The sequence below is a fragment of the Comamonas koreensis genome (assembly GCF_021026195.1).
GTDB classification, from domain to species: domain Bacteria; phylum Pseudomonadota; class Gammaproteobacteria; order Burkholderiales; family Burkholderiaceae_C; genus Comamonas; species Comamonas koreensis.
Genome location: NZ_JAJNCT010000034.1, coordinates 1 through 26,860, shown reverse-complemented (window position 1 = coordinate 26,860; position 26,860 = coordinate 1). Strand labels below are relative to the sequence as shown.

The following is a 26,860-nucleotide window of genomic DNA, read 5'->3' as shown; positions in this document are numbered from 1 at the left end:
AAGCCGCTGTTGACCAGCGGCTTTTGTTTTGCCCATGTCCGCTGAACTGACCCCTCGCCCCGTCGCGCCCCACAAGGAGCGCCTGCTCTGGCTGGTGGCGATTGCCTTTTTTCTGCAGTCGCTCGATGCCACGATCCTGAACATCGCGCTGCCGGCGATGGCCCATTCGCTAGGCCAAAGCCCGCTGAAGATGCAGTCGGTCATCGTGGCCTACTCGCTCACCACGGCCATGCTGATTCCGGCTTCCGGCTGGATTGCCGACCGCTTTGGCACGCGCCGCGTCTTCATGTGGGCGATTGCGCTTTTTGTGCTGGGCTCGGTGCTGTGCGCGCTCTCGCCCAGCCTGGGCTTTCTGATTGCTGCACGCGTGGTGCAGGGCGTGGGTGGGGCGATGATGCTGCCGGTGGGGCGCCTGGCGGTGTTGCGCAGCCACCCGAAAGGGGATTTCATCCGCGCGATGAGTTTTATCGCCATCCCCGGCCAGATCGGCCCCTTGCTGGGCCCGACCCTGGGCGGCTGGCTGGTCGAGGTCGCCACCTGGAACTGGATTTTCTGGATCAATGTGCCGGTGGGCCTGTTCGGCGTCTGGGCCGCGCGCCGCTGGATGCCCGAGACCACCTGGTCGGTGCCGCGCAAGTTTGACGGCCTGGGCTATGCGCTGCTGTCATTCGGCATGGTGGCCATTTCGGTGGCCTTGGATGGCATGTCCGGCATGGGCCTGGGCATGGCGATGGTGGTGGTGCTGATGGTGTTTGGTCTGGCCAGCCTGGCCAGCTACTGGATGCATGCAATGCGCGTGCCCGAGCCGCTTTTCCCTCCTATGCTGTTCCGCGTGCGTTCGCTGCGCGTGGGCCTGCTGGGCAATCTGTTTGCCCGCTTTGGCACGGGGGCTGCGCCGTTTCTGATCCCGCTGCTGCTGCAGGTGGGTCTGGGCATGGCGCCGATGAATGCCGGCATGATGATGCTGGCCACCGTCATGGGCAGCATGCTGGTCAAGCGCTTTGCGGTGCAGACGGTGCAGCACTTTGGCTACCGCCGCGTGCTGCAGGTCAACTCGGTGATGGTCGCCTTCATGCTGGCCAGCTTTGCGTTGACCAGCGCGCAGCAGCCGCCCGGGTTGCTGCTGCTGCAGCTGTTTGTGTTTGGCGGCTTCAACTCCATGCAGTTCTCGGCGATGAACTCCGTCACCCTGAAGGACCTGGATGGCGAATTTGCCAGCAGCGGCAACAGCCTCTTGTCGATGGTGCAGATGCTGGCCATGGGCATTGGCGTGGCCTTGGCCGGCGCGCTGCTGTCGGGCTATGCCGACCGCTGGATCACCGACCCGGACAAGTCGCTGCGCGCCATCCACGCGACCTTTCTGACGGTGGCCTTGATGACCTTGGCCGCCACCTTGGTGTTCAGCCAGCTCGACAAGGATGAACCGGTCAAGCCGGCGCCCGATGGCGGGGATGCTTAACCACTAGCGCGGATAGATCGCACCCAGCACCCGGGGCCCGCGTGCCCCGGTCACCGCCGGCAGGTTGCCGGGCAGGCTCTGCCAGCATTGGCGGGCCAGCCAGGCAAAGGCGCTGGCCTCTACCTGCAGCGGTGGCAGTCCATGCGCCGCCGAGCTGTCCACCGCCATGCCAGGCAGCAGATCGGCCAGGCGCTGCATCAGGTTCTGGTTGAGCGCGCCGCCGCCGCAGACGATCAAGGTCTGGCCCTCGGCCGCGCCATGGCGCTGCATGTCTTGCGCAATGGCCAGTGCGGTAAAGGCGGTCAGGCTGGCCTGCACATCGGCAGGCGCGGCGCCCGGCGCATGGCGCTCCAGCAAGGGGGCCAGCCAGGCGGGGTTGAACAGGTCGCGCCCGGTGCTTTTGGGCGGTGGCAGCTGGAAGAAGGGCTCCTCCATAAAGGCCGCCAGCAAATCCGGAATGACCTGGCCGCTGGCCGCCCAGCTGCCGCCATCGTCATAGGGGTTGCCAGTGTTCAACTGGCACCAGTGGTCCATCAACGCATTGCCAGGGCCGCAGTCCCAGCCCCGGATGTCATCGCCTTCCAGGCGGCTGATGTTGGAGATGCCGCCGATGTTGAGCACCCAGCGCAGACTGCCCGCACCGCCAAACACGCTGTGGTGGAAGGCCGGCACCAGCGGCGCACCCTGGCCGCCAGCGGCCACATCGCGGCTGCGGAAATCGGCCACCACGGCAATGCCGCTCAGCTCCGCCAGCAGCGCCGGGTTGTTGAGCTGCAAGGTGTAGCCGGTGGCATCCCAGAGGCCCGGCTGGTGGCGCACGGTCTGGCCATGGGCGCCGATGGCGGTGATATCGACGGGCTGCAGCTGGCTGCGTGCCAGCAGCCGATCGACCACCTGCGCATAGCTGCGTGCCAGCGCATTGCCGGCCAATGCGGCGCGGTGCAGCTCATGCTCGCCGGCGCTGTTGAGCGCCAGCAGCTCGGCGCGCAGCTCGGGGGCAAAGCCGGTGCTGGCGTACTGCAGCACCTCCATGCGGCCGTCCTGCCACTGGGCAATCACACCATCCACCCCGTCCAGCGAGGTGCCGGACATCAGGCCAATAAAGCGTTCAGTCATGGTTGTTAAGCCTGCAAAAGCAAAGGCCCCAACAATACCAAGATTGTGGGGGCCTGGGGGCGGTGGCAGCGGCTGTTACGCGCTGCTTACTGGCTTATTGACTTACTGGTTGGTGCTGCTGGTTTCGAGCATCAGCATCTGGTCATTCAGGGCCAGACGCATGCTGTTGGCCAGGTTGTCAAACTTGGCGCGGGCCTGGCGGCTGATTGGCTTGCTGGTTTCGCTCTCGGCCACCATGGCCAGCGGGTCACGCTGCTCACCGGCAACGCGGAACTCAAAGTGCAGATGCGGGCCGGTGGCCCAGCCGGTCTGGCCGACGGCTCCGATCTCATCGCCCTTGCTGACACGTGCGCCTTGCTTGACGGCGATGCGGCTCAGGTGGGCGTAGACGGTTTCGTGCTTGTTGCCATGGTCGATGTAGATCACATTGCCGTAGCCGTTTTGCACGCCGGCAAAGGTCACCAGGCCATCACCGACGGTGCGCACGGGCGTGCCTTGCGGGGCCGCCAGGTCGGTACCCTTGTGGGCGGACCAGGTCTTGTGGATGGGGTGTACGCGCATCGCAAAGGCGCTGGATACGCGGGTGTACTTGACGGGCGAGCTGATGTAGCTGCGCTCGCCGCTTTCACCGGCGAAGTTGTAGTACGCGCCCTTGTCCTTGGGCGAGTCCTGGAACCACAGCGCCTCATGGGTCTTGCCGTTGTTGCGGAACTCGGCGCTCAGCAGGCGGCCGGTGCCCAGCACTTCGCCATCGGCTTCCAGAGTTTCGTAGACCAGTGAGAAGCGGTCACCAGCGCGCAGCGCGCGGCGGAAATCGATCTTGTCGGCAAACACCTCGACCATCTGGTTCGAGACGTTGTCGGGCAGGCTGGCGGCATCGGTGGCCGCATACAGCGAGCTGCGGATGATGCCGCCCGACAGGCGCGTGCCATGGGTCAGCGGCAGGAATTCGGTCAGGGTGTCGAACTTGCCATCGGCCTTGCGGATGCTGAAGCGCTGGAACACATCGCTGCTGTCACCCGCCCAGCGCACCGTGAGGGTGGTCAGCTCATGGCTTTGGGTGGTTTCGGCGGTGATCTGGCGGCCGGCCTTGCCAATGATGGCGCTGCGCGCCTTGGCATCGCTGCGGATGAAGGCTGCAGCAGCCGGGTCCGCCACGCCCAGGCGGCGCAACAGGGACTCTGGCGTATCGTTGCTGCGCACTTCGTCGGTGCGGTACAACGAAAAACCTGGTCCGTCGACCAGGTCTGCGATCGAAATGTCCGAAGCCAGCGACTCGACGGGGTATTCCACGGTCTGCACAGGCATGTCGGACGGATTGGGGCCCAGCTCAGCGACCGCAAAAGCGGCGCCGCCACCGGTCATCAACATGACGGCCAGTGCTGCAGCGAGACGCTTGGGGTGTGCTTGGGCGGTATTGACCAACTGGCGAATGACGAGGCTGCCAGCAGTGATGAATCCGTTGTTCAATGTTCCATCCCGGTTATGGATGCCAGCTTGCCGGCTGCGTTTACGGAGCCAAAACAAACCGCGTCTAGGGGCGCGGTAGGGTGTTCTTAACAAGAAGGCACGAAAAAAACTAATTGCGCAGCGTTCGCGGATCTGGATGAAGTCCCCTTGGGACATCGTCTGACAGACGCGGCTAGAATAAAACGCTGCAACGCAAGGGACGCAGTATAACGCCCTCGGCTTTGCTGGCAACCTGAGAAACCCCATATGAATCAATCGACTGTTACAACTTACCCTGTTACCGACCGTGTGCAAGAGGCTTTGCAGGTAAGTCTGCGTGGGGTGGATGAGCTACTGCCACAGGAGGAATGGGTCAAAAAACTGGCCAAATCCGAGGCGACGGGCGTGCCCCTGCGCATCAAGTTGGGCCTGGACCCAACAGCCCCGGATATCCACATCGGCCATACAGTGGTGCTCAACAAGATGCGCCAGCTGCAGGACCTGGGCCACACCGTGATCTTCCTGATCGGCGATTTCACCACCCTGATTGGCGACCCCTCGGGCCGCAACAGCACCCGGCCGCCGCTGACTGCTGCGCAGATCCAGGTGAATGCCGAGACCTATAAAGAGCAGGCCTACAAGGTGCTCGACCCGAGCAAGACCGAGCTGCGCTACAACAGCGAGTGGTGCGACAAGCTGGGGGCACGCGGCATGATCGAGCTGTCGGCCAAGTACACCGTCGCGCGCATGATGGAGCGCAACGACTTCCACACCCGCTTCAACGAAGGCAGCTCCATCAGCCTGCACGAGTTCCTGTACCCGCTGCTGCAGGGCTACGACTCGGTGGCGCTCAAGAGCGACCTGGAGCTGGGTGGCACCGACCAGAAGTTCAACCTGATGATGGGCCGCCATCTGCAGGCCGAATACGGCCAGGAATCGCAGTGCGTGCTGACCATGCCGCTGCTGGTGGGCCTGGACGGCGTGCACAAGATGTCCAAGTCCAAGAACAACTACATCGGCATCACCGAAGACGCCAACACCATGTTTGCCAAGGTGCTGTCGATCTCGGACGACCTGATGTGGGACTGGTTCACCCTGCTGTCCTTCATGAGCCTGCCGGAAATCGCCGCGCTCAAGCTGGAAATCGAAGGCGGCCGCAACCCCAAGGACGCCAAGGTGCTGCTGGCCAAGGAAATCACTGCACGCTTCCACAGCGCCGCAGCGGCCGATGCGGCCGAGCAGGATTTCATCAACCGCAGCAAGGGCGGCATTCCGGACGACATCCCCGACGTCGCGCTGAGCGGCGCACCGCTGGGCATTGGCGCGCTGCTCAAGCAGGCCAACCTGGCCCCTTCCACCAGTGAAGCCAACCGCCTGATCGACGGCGGCGGTGTGCGGGTGGATGGCGTGGTCATCGAGGACAAGGGCCTGAAGCTGCCCGCCGGCACCTTTGTCGTGCAAGTGGGCAAGCGTAAGTTTGCCCGGGTCACCTTGGCCTAAGGCTGGGTTTGCCGGGCTGGTCTGGCCCGGCTGGCTGTTCGATCCAAGAGCCGCTTCCCTTTATGGGGGAGCGGCTCTTTTTTCTGAATGCTTCTTTTGACGGCTGCTGGCAGGCGCCAGTCAGCGCGGAGACCTACTGCAGCTCCATCTTGGCCTGGGTCGCAATGCGCTTCCACAGCGCAATCTCATCGGCCTGGAACTGGCGCATCTGCGCCGGGCCGCCGCTCATCGCCGTGGCGCCCAGGTTGGCATAAAACTGCTGGGTTTCGGGCTCGGCCGCAATCTGCATGAACCAGGCTGCCAGCTTGGCACTGGTGTCCGCCGGCGTCTTGCTGCTGACCATCGCGCCCACCCAGGTGTAGGCCTCGATGCCGGGCAGGCCGGCTTCGCGGGCAGTGGGCACGTTGGGCAGCGCGGCCACGCGGCTGTCAGAGGCGACGGCCAGGCCCGTCAGCCGCCCGGCCTTGATCAACTCCTGCACCGAGGTGGCCTCGGCAAAGGCGTAATCCACCGTATGGCCGGCCACGGCGGTGGCGACCTCGCCCGCGCCCTTGAAGGGCACATGCACGGTCTGCACCTTGGCCACATCGTTGAACAGCTCACCCATCAGCTGGTAGCCGGCCGAGCCCGCACCAAAGTTGATCTTGCCGGGGTTGGACTGGGCCTTGGCCACCAGATCCTTGAGCTGCTTGGTATCGGCATCGCCCGGCGCCACGACGATGGCCGGCGCGCGCATCATCATCGTCAGCGGCGCAAAGTCCTTTTGCGGGTCATAGGGCAGCGCTTTGAACAGCGCCGTGTTCACCGCCAGGGTGGAGTTGCTGCCGATAAATACCGTGTAGCCATCCGCCGGGGCCGACAAGGCCTGCTTGACCGCTATGAAGCCATTGCCGCCGGGCCGGTTCTCCACCACCACCGGCTGGCCGCTGAGCTGCTGCAGCTTTTTGGCGTAGTAGCGCGCCGAGGTATCGGTGCCGCTGCCCGGCCCAAAGGGCACGATGAATTTGATGGGCTTGCTGGGAAAGTCCTGGGCCTGCAGCGCCGGGCTGGCCGCGCCAGCGAGCAGCGCCGCACACAGCGCCAGCGCCCGGCGGCGGCCAAAGCGAGGGTTGAACATGGCTGTCTCCTTGTGTCGTTATAGGTGGCTGCCTGCGGGTATGGAACGCGCAGGCAGCCGCTTTGACTGTAGGGAGGGTGCTCAGGCCTGTCTATGTGCGATTTGCTTGGGGTTGATACGTCAGGTGTATCAAGAGGCGGGCCGGGACCAGAGCGCATTGCCAGGCTCGGTCGGCCCCAGCTGCATAGTGCGCTCTTGGTCGTCAAAGACCATGATGGCATTGACGTGCAGCCCGTCTTCGGTAAACAAGGTTTTGACACGGGCCGGCCCATAGCGCTTGTGAACCAGAACATCGCCCAGCGAAACGGTGCCCAGGCTCGCGACTGGAAGCGATTCCGGGCTTTGGTAGGCGTCGATGGCGGCTTGTACGGCCAGGTCTGAGTCCTGCTTGTCCTTGCCAAATCTTGCCCACAGGCGTGGCAGGCGCTGCTCCAGCACCAGGTCGCTGTAGTCCTGCCAATTCCAGGTGGTTTTTGGCATGCCCTTTGGTGGACGCGTGGGCAGCGCGTCAAAAAGGTCTTTTCCTGTCACTGCCTGGTAGGCGTAATAAGGGGCAGTGCCGTAGGCTTCCCACTCGGCTCCCTCATCGGGATGGCTGGCAACAACCTCTGCCAGTTCAGCCAGCGAGTCGGCGTCGGTCAATGCGTGCTCGTACACGGCTTGCCCTTGCCCGATCAGCCATAGGCGAAAGTATTCAAAGCCACTGTCCGTCCCATGGCCCTGGTTGAGCAGCAGCCCGGCAGCCCAGACATCCCCTAGATCCGCCTTTCGACGCAGCCGCTCAAGCTGCATTTGAAAATCGACAATATCTTGCGGTGGGCGCTGTGCCAGCAACTGCGCAAGGCGCTGTGCGTGCTCCGCATCGCCACCTGGGCCTTTGGCCTGTTCAATCAATGTCCAAAATTGTGGTTCGGTCATGGCGCTTTCGCTGTCGGGTGAGGTTTTGAGGTGGTTCAGTACATAGGGCGCCAGCAAGGCGGCCAACGCCACCAAGATCACTGGCCCTCCCAACAGCCACCATAGCATCAGCTTGCCCTCGCGCCGAAAGTGCTGTTTGATGTGCGGCGCTTTGCGCTCCTCGCTCATGGCTCTGGTCGGTCTCCAATCGCCGTGCGCGTAGCGGCGGCCTGCAATTGCAGCCAGGCGCAAAAGGCGGTGACTTCGGGGCGTTGCTGGCTGCGCGGGCCAATGATCAGCCAGTAGGCGAGGGGGGAATCCATGCGGAACTCGGGCAGTACCTCGACCAGGTCGCCATTGGCCAGTGCATCGGCCACCAGCGGCATGCGTGCCAGTGCCAGGCCCTGGCCGGTCAGGGCGGCCTGCGCGATCTGGTGCGCGTAGTTGAGGTAGAGCCAGCGTTTGGGTTGCAGATTGCCGCAGCCATGCAGCTCCAGCCAGCGCTCCCAGGTTAGCCAGTCCAGGTGCTGCAGGCGGTGGGCGTCGCCTGCCTCAATGAGGGTATGGCGGGCCACATCGGCGGGCTGGCTGATGCGCGGGTGGCTTTGCAGCAGCCAGGGGCTGGCGACGACGGCCAGTTGCTCGCCAAACAGGCGCTGCGCGTTGGCGGTGGCGTGCTGGGGCAGGCTGTAACGCAGCGCCAGGTCCACATCCGAGGTTTCCAGGTCGAGCACGTTGTCTGTGGCATCGATTCGGATGTCGATCTCGGGGTTGTCGCGCTGGAAGGCCTCCATGCGCGGGATCAGCCACATCGACGCAAAGCTGGCCCAGGTGGTGATGGCCACGCTCTTGCGGCCGCTGGTCTGGCGGATCAGGCGCACGGCCGAGTCTATGCGCTCAATAGCTGGCGAGACTGCGCGCTGCAGCTGGGCGCCCGCACTGGTCAGCTCGACCGCGCGGGTATGGCGCAGAAACAGTGCAATGCCGACCTCGTCTTCCAGCGCCTGGATCTGGCGGCTGACGGCCGACTGGGTCAGCGCCAACTCCTCGGCAGCGGCGCGAAAGTTCAGGTAGCGGGCCACCGCCAGAAAGGCGCGCAGATGGCCCACGGCGATGGGCCGGGTGCGGAGCAGGGAAGGCGGCAGAGGCAGGTCTGGCATGGTGGAGGCACTGTAGCAAGAAGTACACACTGCACCAGGGTGTATCCCCGGGGCAGGTTGGCATCATGCTCCTGCTTCGATAGCTGCCGCTGGCTTGGCGTGGCCCCGGGGCTGCAGAAAGCCTAAAACCTAGGGTAAACCATTAATGCCGTTGCTGCATCGATCGGCCCTCTTTTATTCATTGGACGCAGGCGCTGCCCAGGCGCAAGATACGCATATCGGGTAAACCCTAGGGTCGCATGGACACCAGGGCCCTGTGAAGGAAATCACCATGGCAATGTCTGCATCTCATGTTCTGTCTGCTGGCTCCATCGCTGCGCGCCCTGCGCGTGCCAGCCGCGCTGCGTCGGCCGCTGCCGAGATGCGCATTCTGCCCACCGGCAAGGCCGTCAGCTTTGTGCCCCAGCGCGATGTCGTGCTGCGCATCTCCGAAGGCACCGCCTGGATCACCCTGGGCCTGGGGCTGAGCAACGAAGCCAGCCTGCAAGCGGGTGACCTGGTTCTGCATGCCGGCCACACCGTGGTGCTCAAGGCCGGCCAATCGGTGGTCATCGAGAGCAAGCGCCAGGATCCGCTGGTCTACCACTTCCCCAAGAACCAGGGCGGCCAGCCCAACCTGGACGAGCAGCCCGCACGCTGGTTCACCCGCTTCCAATGGGGTAAGACCGACGGCAGCATGCTCTACAACATCTAAACGCTGCGCCTTCTCCAACAACAGCCTGCCCCGTGCAGGCTGTTTTTTTGCCCGAAGCCGCTTGCGCCCCAACGGGTCCTGGGCCGGAGAGCGCGCGATAATCACATGGTTTTGTCTTTTAGAGGCGGTGCCCGGCGCCGCTTCGCTGATCCACCATGACCGCTCCACTCGACATCATCATCATGGCCGCTGGCAAGGGCACGCGCATGAAAAGCCGCCACCCCAAGGTTCTGCAGAAGCTGGCCGGGCGTGCGTTGCTGCAGCATGTGCTCGATACCGCTGCACAGCTGCAGGCACGCTCGGCGGTGGTGATCACCGGCCACGGCGCCGAGCAGGTGGAGGCGGCGATCGGCCAGAGCAGCGCGGGCAGCACGCAGTTGGCCTTTGCGCGCCAGGAGCCGCAGCTGGGCACGGGCCACGCCGTGCAGCAGGCGGTGCCGCTGCTGGCCGACGATGGGATGGCGATTGTGCTGTCCGGTGATGTGCCGCTGACGCAGGCAGACACCTTGCAAGGCCTGCTCGGTGCGGCAGGCAGCGACCGCGTGGCCCTGCTCACCGTCAACATGCCCGACCCCACAGGCTACGGTCGCATCGTGCGCAACGCCGAAGGCACGGTGCAGCGCATCGTCGAGCAAAAGGATGCGAATGCGCAGGAGCGTGCGATCACCGAGATCTACAGCGGCATCATGGCCGTGCCGGTACGCCGGCTCAAGCCCTGGCTGGCCCGGCTGAACAACAACAACGCCCAGGGCGAGTACTACCTGACCGACATTGTGGCGATGGCCGTTGCCGATGGCGTGGCCGTCGAAGGCCATTGCATCGCCGATGTGCTGCAGGTGGCCGGCATCAACAGCCCCCAGCAACTGGCCGAGCTCGAGCGTGCCCACCAGATGCGCCAGGCCCAGGCGCTGATGGCCCTGGGTGTGCGCATGGCCGACCCGGCCCGTTTTGACCTGCGCGACGATGCGCGTGGCGGCAAGGCGCAGCTGCTTTGCGGCCAGGATGTGGAGATCGATGTGGGCTGCATCTTTGGCGGCCAGGTGCGCATTGGCGATGGCGCGCGCATTGGCGCCTACTGCCACATCAGCAATGCCGAGATCGCGGCCGATGCGGTCATCCACCCGTTTACCCATATCGATGGTGAAGCAGCTGGCGCCCAGGTGGGCGAGGGCGCGCTGGTCGGGCCCTTTGCCCGCCTGCGCCCCGGTGCCCAGCTGGGCAAGCAGGTGCACATCGGCAATTTTGTCGAGGTCAAGAACTCGCGCCTGGCCGATGGCGCCAAGGCCAACCACCTGGCCTACCTGGGCGATGCCGAGCTGGGCGAACGGGTCAACTACGGCGCGGGCAGCATCACCGCCAACTATGACGGTGCCAACAAACACCGCACCGTCATCGAAGCCGATGTGCATGTGGGCAGCAACTGCGTGCTGGTGGCCCCGGTGACCATTGGTGCTGGCGGCACCGTGGGCGGCGGCTCCACCATCACCAAGAGCACGCCGCCGGGCGCCTTGAGCGTGGCGCGCGGCAAGCAGGTCAGCATTGCCAACTGGGACCGGCCGCAGAAGAAGTCTTGAGCCACAGAGCGCCTGGGTGTATAGGCACAGGCGGCTGGCGTCGGCAGAAGAGCCACCACCCCCGGCGCCTGAGGGATGAAGGCTGTGGTCAGGCGCCTGCGGGGGCTCCGGGGCCAGGCATGCTGGCCAGTTCTGCCAGGTGGGCGGCGGAGATGGGTTCCAGCTCGGCATAGCTGCCGTAGCTGCGGGGTGCGCCGCGCGCCTGCTCCAGTGCGGCCTCGGCCTGGTGGATCCAGTCATCTACCGACTGGTGGTACTTGGCCAGGCTGGCAATGCCGATGCTGACGCTGATCTGCACATCGGGCCAATCGCGCAGGCGGCGGTTGAGGGCCTGGCTGTGGATGCGGTCGGCAATCTGGTTGGCGATGTCCAGGTTCACGCCGGACAGCAGCACGGCAAAGGAATCACCACCAAAGCGGCAGGTGGCATCGCCCGGGCGCACGCAGGTGCGCAAGGTGTTGGCCACCGCGATGATGACCTCGTCGCCAGCGGTTTCGCCATGGCGGCTGTTGAGCTCGCGGAAGTTATCCACATCCACAACGATCAGGAAAGCGGGAATGTCTTTTTGCTTGGCATAGGCGAACAAACGGGTCGCCAGATCCTGCCAGTACATGCGGCCAAAAAAGCCGGTCATCGCATCGACGCGGCGCATCACCATCAGCATCTGCTCTTTGTGCGCCAGGCTGCGCAGCAGGTGGCCGGTGGCAATGCCTTGCATCGCCAGGTAGACGGCGACGGCCAGCAGGCTGCCGACGATGGTGAAGGTGCTGGTGTGGTGCTGCACGCTGAACGAGGTGAGCAGGCCGGTGACGGCCAGGCCTGCAAAGGTGCCGACGACGGCCAGCATCGCATGGCGCAGGCTTTGCATCGCATAGGTGCAATGGATCAGCAGCATCAGCATGAGGGCGCTGGTGAGCAGGTGGAAGTGCACCAGCGCGACCCAGACGCCGATCACCATGCCGTCGACAAAGGACAAGACCACATCGTTGATGTCGGAGCCGCCTGTGCGGCGGGTGCGCCAGCGGGCCAGCAGTGGCCAGGCCACCAATGGCAGCACGATAGCCAGCCACACCGGCCAAGGTGCGTTGCGCTGCCACAAGGCGCTTGCAGCAGCCAGTGCACAGGATGCCAGGAAGACAATGCGGCCCCAGTCACTGCGCTGCTGGGTGCTGTCTAATTTCATATGCACCATGAATAGCCTCTCTTACCCGATGAGTAACTCTTACAGCTCTGGCAGACAATGCTCCATGCTGTTACTGATTGATACTCGTAGCGCAAGTATGGGGCCGGACCCGTGCCGAGGCAAGCGCCTTCGGGCGTATGGCATATGGTGAATGTTTTCGTCCACAGCGGTTTGCCCAGAGTGGTCATGCACATCGCTGCCACCCATGGCAGATGTGTGAGGCCCTGAGGCAAGGCGGTGAAGCAATGCCTGTTTTACCAAGTGGGTATTCACAGGTCTCCACAGGTCTCCACAGGTCGCTGGCACTGCCAGCCACGCTTCAAGGCGTAAGAAGGCTTTAGCTGTGGTGCGACAAATGCGGTCCCTTGGGCAAGGGAATGCGGGTGATGAACTTGCTGCGCTTGGTGGCAAAGTAGGTTTTTACATTGCGCACATTGCTCTGCGCAGTGAACAGCTTTTGCGTCAGTGCCAGGTAGCCAGGCATGTCGTGCGCGTAGACCACCAGCACAAAATCCGGCCCGGGGCTGACCCGCCAGCACTGCTGCACTTGCTCGTTCTGCACCACGAAGGCCTCAAAGGCGTCCAGCGCTTCAGCGCCCTGGCGTTCCAGGCTCACTTCGACCAGCGCGAACAGGCCAAAGCCCTGCACTTTGGCCAGCACATCGTGCGAAAGCAGGGCCACCTCGGCGGCAATCAGGCCCATCTCGCGCAGCCGCTTGATGCGCCGCAGGCAGGTGGGTGGCGAGACATGTACCTTGTCCGCCAGCGCCTGGTTGCTGACCGACGCATCCTTTTGCAAGGCGTCGAGCAGCTGCAAGTCGATGATATCCAGTGTGAAGTCGTTCAAATCATCATTCATTTTGAAATTTTATTTCAATAGATATTTATTGAGAAATATTATTTCAAAATTCAGAAAAAATAGAAAGAAAATAAAACACTGACCTGTCTACACTGCTGCCATTGTTGATCAAGGAGTGAAAGCTATGTGCGGCATTGTTGGTGCGGTTTCTACGCGCAATATCGTCCCGGTGCTGGTGCAGGGCCTGCAGCGGCTGGAGTACCGTGGCTATGACTCCTGCGGCGTGGCCGTGCATGAGGCCAGCCTAGACGGCCGCCAGCCCGGCGGTCTGCGCCGCGCCCGCAGTACGGCCCGCGTGGCCGAGCTGATGGAGCAGGTGGCCAGCGAACAGGTGCAGGGCGCCACCGGCATCGCCCATACGCGCTGGGCCACGCATGGCGCGCCAGCCGTGCACAATGCCCATCCGCATTTCAGCGCCGGCCCCGGTGTGGCCGATGTGCAGGCCGCCGGCCGCGTAGCCCTGGTGCACAACGGCATCATCGAGAACCACGAAGCGCTGCGCCATGAACTGCAGGCCAAGGGCTACCAGTTCTTGAGCCAGACCGATACCGAAGTGATCGCCCACCTGGTGGACAGCCACTACGACGGCGACCTGTTCACAGCGCTGCAGCAGGCGATCAAGTCCCTGCGCGGTGCCTATGCGATTGCCGTGATGCACAAGGACGAACCTCACCGCGTGGTCGGCGCGCGTGCCGGCTCGCCGCTGATCCTGGGCGTGGGCAACAACGAGAACTTCCTGGCCAGCGACGCGATGGCCCTGGCCGGCGTGACCGACCAGATCGTCTACCTCGCCGAAGGCGACATGGTGGATCTGCAAATTGGCCGCTATTGGGTGGTGGACCACAGCGGCAAGACGCTGGAGGCCGCCGACCGCCCAGTCAAAACCGTGCATGCGCACAGCGGCGCCGTGGAGCTGGGCCCTTACCGCCACTACATGCAAAAAGAGATCTTCGAGCAGCCGCGCGCGATTGCCGACACCCTGGAAGGTGTGCAAGGCGTGGTGCCCGAGTTGTTTGACGGCATCGATGGCGATGCCGCCTGGCGCGTGTTCAAGGACATCGACGAGGTGCTGATCCTGGCCTGCGGCACCAGCTACTACAGCGGTTGCACCGCCAAGTACTGGATCGAAGGCCTGGCAGGCATCCGCTGCAATGTGGAAGTGGCCAGTGAATACCGTTACCGCAAGAGCGTGCCCAACCCCCGGGCCCTGGTGGTCACCATCAGCCAGTCAGGCGAGACGGCCGACACCCTGGCCGCTTTGCGCCATGCCCAAAGCCTGGGCATGACGAACACCCTGACCATCTGCAACGTGGCCACCAGCGCCATGGTGCGCGAGTGCAAGCTGAGCTACATCACCCGCGCGGGCATGGAAATCGGTGTGGCCTCCACCAAGGCCTTTACCACCCAGCTGGCGGGCCTCTTCCTGCTGACCCTGGCCCTGGGCCAGAGCAAGGGCCATATCACCGAAGCCCAGTCCGACGCCTACCTGGAAAAAATGCGCCACCTGCCGCTGGCCCTGCAAGCGGTGCTGGCGCTGGAGCCCCAGGTGGTGAGCTGGGCCGAGGACTTTGCGCGCAAGGAAAACGCGCTCTTCCTGGGCCGTGGCATCCACTACCCGATCGCGCTGGAAGGTGCGCTCAAGCTCAAGGAGATCAGCTACATCCACGCCGAAGCCTATCCGGCCGGCGAGCTCAAGCACGGTCCGCTGGCGCTGGTGGACAGCGAGATGCCCGTCGTCACCGTCGCGCCCAACGACGAGCTGCTGGAAAAGCTCAAGAGCAATATGCAGGAAGTGCGTGCGCGCGGTGGTGTGCTCTATGTGCTGGCCGATGCCAACACCAATATTGAGAACGCCGAAGGAATGCACGTGATCCGCATGCCTGAGCACTACGGCGTGCTCAGCCCCATCCTGCATGTGGTGCCGCTGCAGCTGCTGTCGTACCACACGGCCGTGGCACGTGGCACCGATGTGGACAAGCCGCGCAACCTGGCCAAATCCGTCACGGTCGAATAAGACGTACCGGCATCGTTGCCCATTGCATCCCAAGGAGCCCAGGTATGGCTGAACCCCTGAACTTGATCGTCACGCTGCAACCTCATGCAGGCCGTTTGCCAGACGTCGTCTCGACGCTTGCGACTCTGGCGCAGGCCAGCAGGCAGGAGGCTGGCTGCCTGCGCTATGACATTGCGGTGGGCAAGGAGCTGGTGTATCTCTTTGAAGTGTGGTCCGACCGCCAGGCGTTGGCCGCGCATGAGAAGCAAGCGCACTTTGTAGTGGGCGTAGCGGCGCTGAACCGCTTGTGCGCATCCCAGAAACTGGAATTTGTCGAATGGCAGGCGCAGGGCTAGCCTAGCCAGCGGTGTTGCCCATCACACGCGCCACGGACCCGGTTGTGCCGGGCTGGTGCTGTGTGTGCAAGGTGCCGAGCCAGCGATAACAGGTCACCATTGCGAATGCCGTCAGCGCAAACGCCAGCAGGAGCCGGTAGGCAGGCCGCTCTTGCGAAGCCCCCTGGCTGAGCATGGCTGCCATCGACATGTGCAGCGCTGAGAAGACGCCCAGCGCCCGTCCGGGCGCATGCACCGCCGCGCCAGTGGCCAACAGGCGGTTGCCAGCGTATTCAGTATTGGCAAAGACCCCAGCGCGCCTGCCAGCGCAGGCGTGAGCGCCATGACATCGGGATCCCAAGGCTGTATAGAGGCCAGGGGCCAGGCCTTACACAATGCCCGATGCCGATGGATTCAGCATCTCCGCGATCGTCTCAAAAAGAGCAAGCCTTCCATGCAGTGACCATGCCTCAGGGTGGGTGGGCAATGGCGCGTTGGCGAAGCTTCTGCCTGGTGGGGGCGCACACCCACCTCGCTAACGAAGAAGGCTGGGCACGTAGAAAGCCGCGAGCAGTGCCGTCTGCAGACCCAGGAGGCGCAGGCGCCGAGGCAGACCGGGCGTGCCGCACCCCAGGGAATAAAGGTCTGGTTGAGCAAGGCGAACCCCACAGCTGCAGCGGCGCGATGCCCGGGCGGCGCAGCATCGTCACTACGTCGATCCAAGTCGCTGGGTTCGGACTCAGAAACTGTACTGCCAGGAGGGCGCCAAAGTGCTGCTTTGCGCCAGGTCAAACCTTCGTCTTTTTCATAGAAATAGTGGTATAGGCGATACGTAGCGAGTGAGAAAAACTATGTTAACAATTGGCCTGATCAGATTGTACGGCTCAAAGTTACACTCCGCCTGCAGATTCCATTCATTGAAAATAAGAAGTAATAGGAAAAAATAATTCCTAATTTTGTCTAGTCTGCCGCGCAGTTTTTAGTGAATACGCGCAGGGTTTTGGGGAGCTGCCCGGCTGGGGAGTGGGCAGCAACTCTGAGGTATTAGACGAGATGAGCCCAAGCAGGAGGATGCGGCGGGCCGGTGCTGACCCACCTTATGAAAGCACGGGAGGTGCTGATAAGCGTTTCAGGGTGCAGATGAACCCAACTGCGTAGTGGTTGGTAATGGACGAGGCCGTGTTGGATTGGTTTCTGCGCTGATGCACAAAAAGTTGAACAACGCTATTGCCGCATTAACTATTAATTTAATAACAAGTTCCTTTCGATCATGGTTCAAAAAAGTCTTTGCCGTCTTGGCTATTCCGCTGCGGATGCGAACGGGCTGTGGGGTTTCGCACAAGCACCGCTCCAACGTGGTGGCCAAGTGCTAAGCGCTGTGCAAATGGGTTTTACGTTGATCGAAGTCATGATTGTGGTGGCGATTATTGCCATCCTTTCAGCTATTGCGCTTCCAAATTACCAGGAATATGTCAAGCGCGGGCAAATTGTGGATGGCTTGGTGCCGCTGGCGGATATGGGTGGAAAACTGGAGCAGTATTTTCAGGATAACCGGACTTATGAGAACGCCTGTGGCGTCGGGGGCCTTGCTCCTGCTCCCGCCGAAACCATTCGATTTAAATATAAGTGCACATTGGGTAAAACCACATATACCGTGACTGCCGAAGGTCAGGGCAGTATGTCCGGGTTTGCGTTTACGCTGAATCAGCAGGGCCAGCGTGCCACGACCAGTACACCGGCAGGTTGGACGGCGGGCAGCAATTGCTGGTCGGCACGCAAGGATGGGAGCTGCTGATGCTGCACTTTCTGGCGATGACTTCGCGGCGCGAGCATGGCTTTACCTTGCTGGAGTTGCTGGTCGCCATCGGCGTTCTGGCATTTTTGCTGCTGATGGTGATGCCCAGCATCCGTGTCTATCTGTTGGACACCAAGATTCGTGCTGCGGCACAGGCCTACTACGACGGCGCGCAACAGGCACGTTCGGAGGCAGTGCGCCGCAATACCGATGTGACCATCAGTCTGACCAATGCCAACCAGGGCTGGTCCATCGCTGCAGGCGGAGTTATTGTGACCAAGGCTCCGGAGTCGGCTGCGATGCTCTCGGTCACCGCTTCCGCAACCGAGGTGACTTTCAATGGCCTGGGCAATGCCTCGGCGGCCAACACCGTCAAGTTCATGCCGGCCGATGTTGCCCAATGTCTGGCCAATGGCCCACAACGCTGCTTGCAGGTGGTGATATCGCCAGGGGGCCAAGTGCGGCTCTGCGATCCAGCCATCACCACCGATGGAGACAACCGCAAATGCTGAACGCCTCGTCACAGGCACGGCGTCGGCGGGTAGCCGTGCAGCATCTGGGCAGCCGCTCTCAACACGGGATCATGCTGATCGAAGCCATGGTCTCGATCCTGCTGCTGATGCTGGGAATTTTGGGCATCGCAGGCCTGACTGCCAAATCCATGGCGCTGAGCGGCCAGGCGCAGTACCGCACGGAAGCTGGCATGTATGCAGAGCAGATCATCCAGCTGGTATCGCTGAACGTGGACCGCAGCTCACCCGCTGCGCTTGCGCAGTCTCTCAAGGCTTTTGAGCACCAAGCAGACGGCACAGAGCGCTGTAGCTACAGCGGTACCGGGATCAGCGAGAGTTCGGAGTTGGGCAAGGTGCTCAAGGCAGCTCGGGGTGACCCGACCAACCATGTCCTGGGCCTGCCGGGGGCCGTCGAAAGCGGTCAGCAGGTCGTCGTGAATACAGACGGAAATCTCAACCAGGTGACGGTGCGGCTGTGCTGGCAGGGGCCCGATGATGCCGCCAAGCGTATCTACGAAATACAGGCATTTGTGCACTAAAAAAGTCGACAGGGAGGGTTATTGCCATGAGGGGTCAAGCACCACGAAGACCGCTGCCGCGCGGGCGAGCGCAGGGTTTCACGCTCATCGAGCTCATGATCGGCTTGGCCATCGGCCTGCTGACTTTGCTGGCCATCTACCATCTGTTTTCTACATCGGAAGGGCGCCGCCGTACCACCGCCGCAGTGAGCCAGGCGCAGACCGCAGGCGCATTGGCGCTGTTTGCGATTGAGCGCGACATCCGCTCTGCGGGTCTGGGCTTTGCTGGCATGGATCCCGCCTATCTGGGTTGTACCGTGCAGGCTTTCAAACGGACAGGCCGCGACCCTGCCCAGTACACATTCCCGCTGCTGCCGGTGCAAATCGTGGACCGCAATGAGTTGCGTGTGCTCACCGGCTCGTCGCCGAATATGTTCATCGGCGCGCGCTACAGCGCCAGTGCCAGCGGCGTTTTCACGATGGAGCGCAGCAATGCGGGCTTTCAGGCCGGCGATGTGGTGGTGGGAACCAGTGATACCGATGCCAGCAAATGCCTGTTGATGGAGGTGACCGCCGGTGCGGGCTCGTCCATCACCGGGCCTGGGGGCGTGGCCGAGGATGACCCCAGTGTGCGCCATATGGCTACCGCCTACACCAGCTTTTATACCGGTGCGTCGGTGGTGCCCGAGCGCAATGGCGGCTCGTATGTCGACATGCTCGATGGCGGCGCCACCAGCCTGGGTGAAGGCTGGTTGTTCAGCCTGGGCAACCGGCCCACACGCAACGTATGGCGGGTGCAGAACAACCAGTTGATGCGCTACAACTTTCTGGACGAGACCGATACCAAGGGCGTTGCCGTGGCTGAGGATGTGCTGCAAATGGTTGCCGAGTACGGTTTTGACAAGGATGGCAACGGAAAGATCGACAAAGACGATGAATGGACTTCCTTCAACGTGGATCCCGGGTCGACCTCACCGGTAGCCAACATGGATCGGTTGATGGCGGTACGCGTCGCCATCCTGGTGCGCAGTTCGCAGTATGAGCGCGACGAGGTGACCGCTGCAGAGCCCCGCTGGGCCAACGGCAGCAAAGCATTTCCCATGGGCAGCGATGACGAGTGGAAGCACTTTCGCTACCGCGTCTATGAAAGCGCCATCCCGCTGCGCAACACGATTTGGGGGCAACAACAATGACCAATCACCTGCCATTTCGTCATGGCTCCAGATCCATGGTTCGCCCCTTGGCAAGTGGCCAGCGAGGCGTCACCTTGCTGGTGGCATTGGTCGTGCTGCTGGTGATGACCATCACCGGCCTGGCCCTGGTGCGTACCAGCACCCTGGGCGCGGGTGTGTCCGGCAGTCTGGCACTCAAGCAGGCAGCGACCTCGGGCGCCGATCTGGGGCTGGAGACGGGGCTCGCCAAGCTGGAGGCCTTGTCTGCAACCGGCACCAGTGCGTTGGATGCCAATAACAGCAGTTTTGGCTATTACGCCAGCGTCGATCCCAAGCAGCCCGCTTCATCGCTGGATTGGGACCATGCAGCGGTTGCTGCCACCAGTGATGCGCTGGGCAATGAGGTGCGCTATCTGATCCACCGCCTTTGCCGAAGCGCTGGCGCCATCAATGCGGCCGGACAAAGCTGCGTGATGCCACAGGGCGATGGCTGCTCAGGCTCCAGCGAATCCGTGGGCAGTGTCTCCAGTTGCACGCAACGGCCCATGTACCGCATCACTGCCAAGGTATCCGGCCCACGAGACACCGAAAGCTATGTGCAGATGAGTACCTACTGAGGCTGGCCCGGATGGCACATCCGGGCATTGCTGCGTGGGACCAGGCAGAAGAATTTCAGACGAACAAGAGGAGTGCGAATAGATGAAAAACATAGCTTTCGCAGATAGAGAGAGCCGCAAGCTCGGGCTGCACACATGGAGCCCCAGGCGGCTGTGGGCGTTGGGAGCCGCAGCCTTGGTGGCTGGTGCGGTGGGCGGCGGCATGGCCATTGCCGACACACCCCATAACCCGGTGGATATTGCCGATGTGCCGGTCAACACCTTCGCCAACCAGGACAAGCCCAATGTGATGCTGTTGATGGACACTTCGGACTCGATGAAGTGGACCCACATGCCAGATGACTGGGACCCGACCAATTACTCGGCGACCTTCTTCCCCATGGGCTACAAGAGTTCGTTGTGCAACACCTTGTACTACAACCCTGCGGTCAAGTACGAGTTGCCAGCCCAGCCCGATGGAACGGCCTACGCCCAGCCCAGCTTTACCAGTGCCTGGATTGATGGCTACAACCATTCCAAAGGGGTCGTGAACCTGGCGACCAGTTTCCAGGCCTATGACATCTCCACGCGTTGGCAGCAGCAAGCCATCTACAACGACCCTGCCCAAGCGGCCTACTACTTTGAATGGGTGCCACGTGTCACCGGAGTCACGCCTTCGTTCGAAGGTGCCGATGTGGCAGCTGGCGCCTGCAACAAGGTCAGCAACAGTGCGATCAAGGCTGACAACGGCAGTCTGTTGATCAACCAGCCCAGTGCCAATATCAACACCGGCAGCACGACCGCACCTGATGGTTACTGGATTCGCCGAGGCATCACCACCGATGCGCAGCAAAAGAACTTTGCCATCTGGTACAGCTTCTACCGCACGCGTATCAACATGGCCAAGTCCTCCATCAGCCTGGCATTCAACGCGCTGGATAACAACTTCCGTGTCGGTTTCCTGAGTGCCGCCAAGCCTGACACCAGCACGTTCAAGTTCGTGCCTGTGAAGGATTTCGATAGCACGGAAAAACAAGCCTGGTTCCAGACCATTCAGTCGGCCCAGACCGGGGGCAGCTCTCCCACCCGCGAAGCACTGGCCCGGGTGGGACGCTATTACGCCAACAAGGGCGACAGCATCAATACGGCCATGGCGCCCTTTGCGGACCCAGTGCTCTCCGCCTGCCAGCGCCACTATGCGATTGTGACCACTGACGGTTATTGGAATGTGGGCCAGGAAACCAAGGGCCCCATGCAGCTGGATGGCACCACCTTGGTCGGGCAACAGGATGGCCCTGACAGCGATCCAGCCTATAACCGCCCTTTGACCGGGCCAGACGGCCTGACCCCGCGCCCGATCTATGACGGCTCGACCAGCGGATCGCTGCTGCGCCGTGATGCCTCTATCGGCTACGCGTGGAACGCCTGCGGACTGGGCTGGCAAACCATCATTCCAGGTGGTGGCACCAAGACCGAGACAACGTACAAGAAAATCACCAAGAAAAGCGTGAAGACGCAGCAGGTGACCTATGGCACGGTGCTGGGTTTCTACAAGAGCACTTTGTGGACCGAGCAAAAGGCCGAGAAGAAGCTGGGCTACACCAACGCCATGCGTACGTACTGGAACGTGGCTGCCACCAAGATGGTCTACAAGCGCATCTACAAGCACAAGTACACCTGGAACTCCATCACCCAGAGCCAGTACCGCAATGCCTTGATCACCACCTGGGCCACCGAAAAGCAAGAACCATTTGGCAAGGCCGTGTACAAACGTGTCGAGCAAAAGCGCTATTTCTACTCCTATATCAACCAGGCCATTGGTGAGATCCCGTTCAAGACCACCGACAAGGCTGTGTGCGAACCCTATGGTTGCAATCTGGTGGGCAATGACCAGTGGCAGTTGGTCAACGCCAGCTGCTCGCCAGGCATGGATGGTGACTACAAGGTCGAGTGCCAGACCTCCGACGTGCCCGCCAGCGCCTCGATCTGCAGCAATAACGGCCAGTTTGTTCCAGGGCAGGGCACGATCTCCTGTGAGGGCAATGCAAGTGTGGCGCCGATCAACGGACCGGTACCCGCCTGTGGCGTGCTCCACCCCGATCTGGCTGCCAGTGGCGTGACTGCCAATATGGTGCTGTTCAGCGGCTGCGACAGCAGCCACAGCGTGACCACCTATGTGACCGATGCACAGTGCGTCAACGCCAGCCCGGTGGCGCCGGACTTCAAACGCTCCACCTGTGTGGCCAAGCAGGCCTACGGTACGGCCAGCACCAACAACTTCTGCTCCGCAGGTGTGAGCAGCGCCAACGTGTACACCGTCTGCAGTGCCAAGAAACCAAGCACGCAGTTTGTGGATGCCTGCCCCGCTGATCTATCCAATGGCGTCACCAAGATGGACCAGGTCTGTGGCAATGCCGAGCTGTACGCCAGCACAGCCGTGCCGCAGAGCAGCTGCGTAGCGTCCACATCGCCCACCATCGTCACATGTGAAGCGCCATACACGACCACATTTGGCACTGCAGCGGTCAACCCCGCCAGCTGTACCGGCAATACCGTCTGCGAGATGCGGTACTCCGACTGGGGCTACGCGGCCAGCTGCACACCACAGGCTCCGTCTGCAGCCAACAACTGGACGGGCACTGAATGCAACTCCGGCGGCGGCACCTGTACGCCTGCGTCTGGCTCGCCTTCTTCGATGGCCAATGGTGCCGTGCAAAGCTGTACGGCAGCCGGTCCATCGCCGGCGAATGGCTGTTTTCTGGTGACCTGTGAGAACAAGACCACCGACCCGGTCGAAACGACCAGCTGCAGCACCACGCCTGGTCCCTCGGCAGCCAACGGCTGGGTGACCACCCAATGCGTGGCCAACAACCAGTACAACCAGCCGGTGCAAAGCTGCCCACAAAGCGGCGCGGTGACCGATTGCAATCCCCAGAGCACCACCACTGACATGGCCTATGGCAGCTGCGTGGAGTCAGGTCCGTCCAGCGACAACGGCTGGACCACAACCACCTGCACCAAGGTGGAGCATGTGGACTACCTCAGCAGTGCGGCCGACTATGCCGCCTGCACGGCCGGCACGGCAGCCAATGGTGTGGAAACCATCTGCGAGCAAGAGGGACCCACGACCATCACCGTGCCGCATGGCCAGGCCTGCGCGGCCGGCTACGATCCAGTGACCCACAAGGTGACGGTCTGCAATGTAGAGAGTGATACACCCGTCTTCACCCCTGAGAAGCCAGCCGACTGTGCAACCACCAATTGCTCGCAAGTGCTGGGCAAGAAGAAGGTGTTTTCTGGCACAGCGACCACGCACCGCGTGAATTTGCTGGGCGCGACGGAGGGCACGCCACAGCAGATTTCCAATGTCACCATACCGGTGACCGATCTGGAATCGCCTGCACAGTGCTACAGCGCAGCCGAAGCGGCCGGCATGACCCTGCCTGCTGGCGGTCGCCCCTTGCCCACCAATACGGTAGTCTGGAGCAGCCTGCCTGCTGGCCACCAGTCCTGCACCAAGCTGCCCTGCGATACGGTGGAGCAAAGCAATGTCTCTGGCGGCAGCCGCAACTCGCTGGCGGACGTGGCGCAGTACTACTACGCCACCGATCTGCGCCCCGAGCTGGCCAACTTGGTCAAGCCTGCGGGCACCGGGGGCGAGGATGACAAGGCCACCTGGCAGCATATGGCGACCTATGTGATCGGCATGGGCGTCTCCGGCACGCTGAAGTTCGACAAGGACTACAAAAATGGTGCAGGCGACTTCGCCGGACTGCGCAACGGCACCAAGACCTGGCCGGTCTGGCCAGCGCCCGGTGTTACCAACTACGAGCAGCCCCAGTCCATCGATGACTTCTGGCATACCGCTGTCAATGGCCGTGGACTCTATTTCAGCGCCAACGACCCGCAGGCCATCAAGTCGGGCCTGGGCCAGGTGTTTGCCGATATCCGTGCTGCTGTGGGCTCTGGCGCCGGCGTTGCCGTGTCGTCGGCTGTGGTCGAGACAGGCAACAACTTTGCCTACGGAGCGCTGTACCGCAGCGGCCGTTGGTCCGGAGAAGTGCAGGCCTATGAAATCAATGTGAGCTCGGGTGCCCGCACATTGATCCCCAATTGGTCTGCCAAAACCAAGCTCGATGCGCGCAATCTGAGCAGTGACGACCGGCGCATTTTCTTCATGAATGGCGCGACCTTGGAGGATTTCAGTTGGTCTGCGCTGGGCGGCCTGCAAAGCCATTTCAATGGCGCCGCTGCCCAAGGTCTGCTGTCGCAGTATGGCCAGATGAGCGATACCCAAAAGACCGCAGCGCTGGGCGAGAACCTGGTGAAGTTCCTGCGCGGCGACCGCAGCAAGGAAGGCTATGTGCAGGGCGACGACACCAAGCTCTACCGCAGCCGCGAAAGCCGCCTGGGTGACATCATCGGCTCGCAGCCACTGTTTGTGAGCAAGCCTCAGCGCAAGTACCGCGATGCCGGCTACGCCGCCTTCCGCCTGGCGCAAAAGGACCGCCGGCCCATGGTGTACGTGGGTGGCAACGATGGCATGCTGCATGCCTTCTATGCGGATACCGATCTGACCAAGCAAGAGACCATCGGCGGCAAGCTTGTCTACCCCGCTGCGCGTGAGGCCTGGGCCTTTGTACCCCAGGCTGTGATGCCCACGATGGCCGCACTGGCCAGCAACAACTACGACAGCAACCACCGCTATTTTGTTGATGGATCGCCGGTGATGGCCGATATCTTCCACGATGGTGCCTGGAAAACCATCCTGGTGGGCGGCTTCAACAAGGGCGGCAACGGCTACTATGCGCTCGACATCACCGACCCTGAATCACCCAAGGGGCTGTGGGAGGTCAGTGCGTCCACCATGGGCCAGAGCTATGGCAAACCGCTGATCACCAAGATGCCGGACGGCACCTGGGTGGCGCTGCTCACCTCGGGCTACAACAACGCCGATGGCAAGGGCTATGTCTACGTGCTCAATGCAGGTACAGGTGCTGTGATCCAGACCATTACCAACCCTGATGGCGCAGGCATGAAAGACCTCAACAACTTCATGAAAGACCCGAGTGGTAACAACACCAGCGCCTTGTTCTATGGCGGTGATATCAAGGGCAATATCTGGCGTTACCAGTGGATCGGCGGCAACTACCAGGGCAAGAAGGTCGTGCAGCTGAAGGACAGCGGCGGCAATGAGCAGCCCATCACCACCCGTTTGGAACTGGTGCAAAGCCCCAATGCCAGCGCGTTGCCACGTATTCTCGTTGCTACCGGCAAGCTGCTGGGCATGGGGGACCTGCTTACCACGGGCCAGCAGACCATCTATGGCATTGATGATGTGGCCGATGGCTACAGCAACAGCGGCGCCTCGTTCCGGGCCAGCCTGAAACAGTCAGTGCTGAGCGAGGTTACAGACCCCAGTGGAAAGCTGACGCGCAAGCTCCAATGTGCGCCAAGCTTGTCAGATGCTGTGTGCAACGATGCCACCAAGAGCTGGTATGTGGACCTTCCCGATACCGGCGAGCGCGTCAACGTCGATCTGCGCCTGGCCAATACCACCTTGGTGGTCGCGAGCAATGTGCCGTCGAACGAGCCTTGCGTTGCAGGTGGCAAGGGCTGGATCAACTACCTGGACTTCCAAACGGGCCAGGCTGTGAACACCAGCACGGCCATGGCCGGTGAATCGGTGGATGGCTTGATCTCGGGCAATGACCTGAGTGCCAACCAAAACGGCGATGTCACCAGCCACGTCTCTCCCAGCCAGGTCCCGGAGAATCCGGTCGACATCCGGATCCCCGTTGCAACGCCCAAACCGCTGGGCAAGCGCATCAGCTGGCGCGAGCTGGTTAAGCAATAAGGCATAAGGGCAAGGGCGGCGGTCTCTCATGGCCGCCGTTCTTGCGATTCAGCCCCAGCGCTGTGCTCGCATGTTGTCGGTGTTGCTGCCCGCCTCAAACAATCTCAAGGACCTCATGCACCGCCTTGCGCGGTTTCTGAGGTCCTTGTTTTTTGGCGGGGTAGCCCACGGTGACCAGCACCACTGGCACCTCATCCTGCGCCAGGCCGAACGCCCGGTTCAACGCCACAGCATCAAAGCCCACCATCGCGCAAGACCCTAACTGATCGCCTTGCGCTGCCAGTATCAAGGTCATCGCCGCCAGCGATGCCGAGCGCAACGCTTCATCGCGCTGCATTGGGCATCTCCCTCATGGGCCTGGATGGCCGGGGCCACCCAGGCATCGGCGGTGCGCTGGGGCAGTCCAAAACCCGAGGTCCAATAGGTGGTGCGATGACAAACAAACAGCCATACGGACTGGCGATTTCGTCACCGCTGGTAGCAGGCAATGGTGCAATTGTTCAGAAATTGGAAAAAATAGTATTTTTGCTCCACTCATCAGTGCTTGATGAAGAATAAGAAAACGAAGGAAGGCTCCATTCAGGGCAGTTACTGCATGGCACGCATTGATGAGCTTCATGCCCACTACGCCGATGCCCTAGGCGGTTCTTCTGTTGTGTTTACCAAACTATCTGTCAGCGTCATGTAAGCAGTGTTCTTTCAAATGCGTCTCAAAATGCAATAAGACTATCAATAAATATCCATACATTTTGGGAATTCATTGATGAACATCAATTGAGGCGGAGGGCCAGAAGGGCGTTAGCAACTCTGGGCCTACTAAAGATGGACACAGGGTATGTATAAAAACATGAGGGGCCGCCCGCTGTTTACCAGCTGGGCGACGGTGGTGGGCATCTTAGTTTTGGGGCTGCTGTATTCGATCAGCAGTGCCTTTGCGCAGGCAGCGGATGCTGTGTGTGCAGAAGTCAAAATTGTCATCGAGCAAAAGCTCTCGCTGGAGCGCCAGGCCTTTGATGCCAAGATGGTCATCACCAATGGCCTGGCAGACCAGAAGCTGGAGAACGTCTCCATCGA

General features: G+C 61.9%; 22 protein-coding genes. 14 read left to right on the top strand and 8 right to left on the bottom strand.

Going from position 1 to position 26,860, the window contains the following annotated elements; translation table 11 throughout:
- The first annotated feature begins 34 nt into the window (after positions 1-34).
- Positions 35-1,459: a multidrug transporter subunit MdtD gene (mdtD, locus tag LPW39_RS21890; RefSeq protein WP_230780410.1), complete on the top strand. Its 1,425-nt coding sequence runs from the start codon at positions 35-37 to the stop codon at positions 1,457-1,459.
- Between the two features lie 3 nt (positions 1,460-1,462).
- On the opposite strand, the gene LPW39_RS21885 is transcribed toward mdtD, so the two are convergent.
- Together LPW39_RS21885 and LPW39_RS21880 are read right to left on the bottom strand one after the other, a co-directional pair.
- Positions 1,463-2,575 carry an anhydro-N-acetylmuramic acid kinase gene (locus LPW39_RS21885; RefSeq protein ID WP_230780406.1) on the bottom strand — a complete coding sequence of 371 codons (1,113 nt, stop codon included), beginning with the start codon at positions 2,573-2,575 and terminating at the stop codon, positions 1,463-1,465.
- A 102-nt stretch (positions 2,576-2,677) separates the two neighbouring features.
- Positions 2,678-4,045 carry a M23 family metallopeptidase gene (locus tag LPW39_RS21880; RefSeq protein WP_230780404.1) on the bottom strand — a complete coding sequence of 456 codons (1,368 nt, stop codon included), beginning with the start codon at positions 4,043-4,045 and terminating at the stop codon, positions 2,678-2,680.
- A gap of 246 nt (positions 4,046-4,291) precedes the next feature.
- Between LPW39_RS21880 and tyrS the strand changes: the two genes are divergently transcribed.
- Entirely contained in the window at positions 4,292-5,524 is a 1,233-nt protein-coding gene (tyrS, locus tag LPW39_RS21875; protein WP_230780401.1) for a tyrosine--tRNA ligase, read from the top strand.
- Between the two features lie 133 nt (positions 5,525-5,657).
- Here tyrS and LPW39_RS21870 read toward each other — a convergent pair whose 3' ends face one another.
- From LPW39_RS21870 to LPW39_RS21860, 3 genes are all read right to left on the bottom strand, one after another.
- Entirely contained in the window at positions 5,658-6,641 is a 984-nt protein-coding gene (locus tag LPW39_RS21870; protein WP_230780398.1) for a Bug family tripartite tricarboxylate transporter substrate binding protein, read from the bottom strand.
- Positions 6,642-6,770: 129 nt separating this feature from the next.
- The gene (locus tag LPW39_RS21865; protein ID WP_230780395.1) at positions 6,771-7,727 is read right to left on the bottom strand and encodes a DUF4240 domain-containing protein; all 957 of its coding nucleotides are present in this window, start codon (positions 7,725-7,727) and stop codon (positions 6,771-6,773) included.
- On the bottom strand, positions 7,724-8,698 hold the full coding sequence (locus LPW39_RS21860; RefSeq protein WP_230780392.1) for a LysR substrate-binding domain-containing protein: 975 nt from the start codon (positions 8,696-8,698) through the stop codon (positions 7,724-7,726). Before LPW39_RS21860 ends, LPW39_RS21865 begins: the two co-directional genes overlap by 4 nt.
- Positions 8,699-8,969: 271 nt before the next feature.
- On the opposite strand from LPW39_RS21860, the gene LPW39_RS21855 reads away from it, so the two are divergent.
- Positions 8,970-9,392, top strand: a complete 423-nt coding sequence (locus LPW39_RS21855; protein WP_133857446.1) for a DUF2917 domain-containing protein — start codon at positions 8,970-8,972, stop codon at positions 9,390-9,392.
- 155 nt (positions 9,393-9,547) lie between these two features.
- Positions 9,548-10,966: a bifunctional UDP-N-acetylglucosamine diphosphorylase/glucosamine-1-phosphate N-acetyltransferase GlmU gene (glmU, locus tag LPW39_RS21850; RefSeq protein ID WP_230780389.1), complete on the top strand. Its 1,419-nt coding sequence runs from the start codon at positions 9,548-9,550 to the stop codon at positions 10,964-10,966.
- An 88-nt stretch (positions 10,967-11,054) separates the two neighbouring features.
- Here glmU and LPW39_RS21845 read toward each other — a convergent pair whose 3' ends face one another.
- On the bottom strand, positions 11,055-12,149 hold the full coding sequence (locus tag LPW39_RS21845) for a sensor domain-containing diguanylate cyclase (protein ID WP_230780386.1): 1,095 nt from the start codon (positions 12,147-12,149) through the stop codon (positions 11,055-11,057).
- Positions 12,150-12,486: 337 nt separating this feature from the next.
- Entirely contained in the window at positions 12,487-13,008 is a 522-nt protein-coding gene (locus LPW39_RS21840) for an Lrp/AsnC family transcriptional regulator (RefSeq protein WP_230780383.1), read from the bottom strand.
- Positions 13,009-13,132: 124 nt separating this feature from the next.
- Here LPW39_RS21840 and glmS point away from each other — a divergent pair, with 124 nt between their 5' ends.
- From glmS to LPW39_RS21795, 8 genes are all read left to right on the top strand, one after another.
- Complete coding sequence (gene glmS / locus LPW39_RS21835; protein WP_230780381.1) at positions 13,133-15,022, top strand: glutamine--fructose-6-phosphate transaminase (isomerizing); 1,890 nt, start codon at positions 13,133-13,135, stop codon at positions 15,020-15,022.
- A 44-nt stretch (positions 15,023-15,066) separates the two neighbouring features.
- Positions 15,067-15,357, top strand: a complete 291-nt coding sequence (locus LPW39_RS21830) for a putative quinol monooxygenase (RefSeq protein ID WP_230780379.1) — start codon at positions 15,067-15,069, stop codon at positions 15,355-15,357.
- Between the two features lie 1,249 nt (positions 15,358-16,606).
- Positions 16,607-17,131 (top strand): type IV pilin protein, encoded by a 525-nt coding sequence (locus LPW39_RS23550; protein WP_330166628.1) that lies wholly within the window; start codon positions 16,607-16,609, stop codon positions 17,129-17,131.
- Positions 17,131-17,643: a GspH/FimT family pseudopilin gene (locus LPW39_RS21815; RefSeq protein WP_230780376.1), complete on the top strand. Its 513-nt coding sequence runs from the start codon at positions 17,131-17,133 to the stop codon at positions 17,641-17,643. The genes LPW39_RS23550 and LPW39_RS21815 overlap by 1 nt, the downstream gene beginning before the upstream one ends.
- 71 nt (positions 17,644-17,714) lie before the next feature.
- Positions 17,715-18,182: a PilV family protein gene (locus LPW39_RS21810; protein WP_230780373.1), complete on the top strand. Its 468-nt coding sequence runs from the start codon at positions 17,715-17,717 to the stop codon at positions 18,180-18,182.
- A gap of 26 nt (positions 18,183-18,208) precedes the next feature.
- Positions 18,209-19,354, top strand: coding sequence for a PilW family protein (locus tag LPW39_RS21805; protein WP_269075920.1), 1,146 nt, complete (start codon positions 18,209-18,211; stop codon positions 19,352-19,354).
- 35 nt (positions 19,355-19,389) lie between these two features.
- Positions 19,390-19,950: a pilus assembly PilX family protein gene (locus LPW39_RS21800; RefSeq protein WP_230780367.1), complete on the top strand. Its 561-nt coding sequence runs from the start codon at positions 19,390-19,392 to the stop codon at positions 19,948-19,950.
- An 82-nt stretch (positions 19,951-20,032) separates the two neighbouring features.
- Positions 20,033-25,786 carry a PilC/PilY family type IV pilus protein gene (locus LPW39_RS21795; RefSeq protein WP_230780364.1) on the top strand — a complete coding sequence of 1,918 codons (5,754 nt, stop codon included), beginning with the start codon at positions 20,033-20,035 and terminating at the stop codon, positions 25,784-25,786.
- Between the two features lie 94 nt (positions 25,787-25,880).
- Here LPW39_RS21795 and LPW39_RS21790 read toward each other — a convergent pair whose 3' ends face one another.
- Positions 25,881-26,123 (bottom strand): nitroreductase family protein, encoded by a 243-nt coding sequence (locus LPW39_RS21790; RefSeq protein WP_230780361.1) that lies wholly within the window; start codon positions 26,121-26,123, stop codon positions 25,881-25,883.
- A 210-nt stretch (positions 26,124-26,333) separates the two neighbouring features.
- Here LPW39_RS21790 and LPW39_RS21785 point away from each other — a divergent pair, with 210 nt between their 5' ends.
- Together LPW39_RS21785 and LPW39_RS21780 are read left to right on the top strand one after the other, a co-directional pair.
- Entirely contained in the window at positions 26,334-26,474 is a 141-nt protein-coding gene (locus LPW39_RS21785; protein WP_230780358.1) for a hypothetical protein, read from the top strand.
- A gap of 147 nt (positions 26,475-26,621) precedes the next feature.
- On the top strand, positions 26,622-26,860 hold a 239-nt coding region (locus LPW39_RS21780), incomplete at its 3' end, for a hypothetical protein (RefSeq protein ID WP_230780355.1).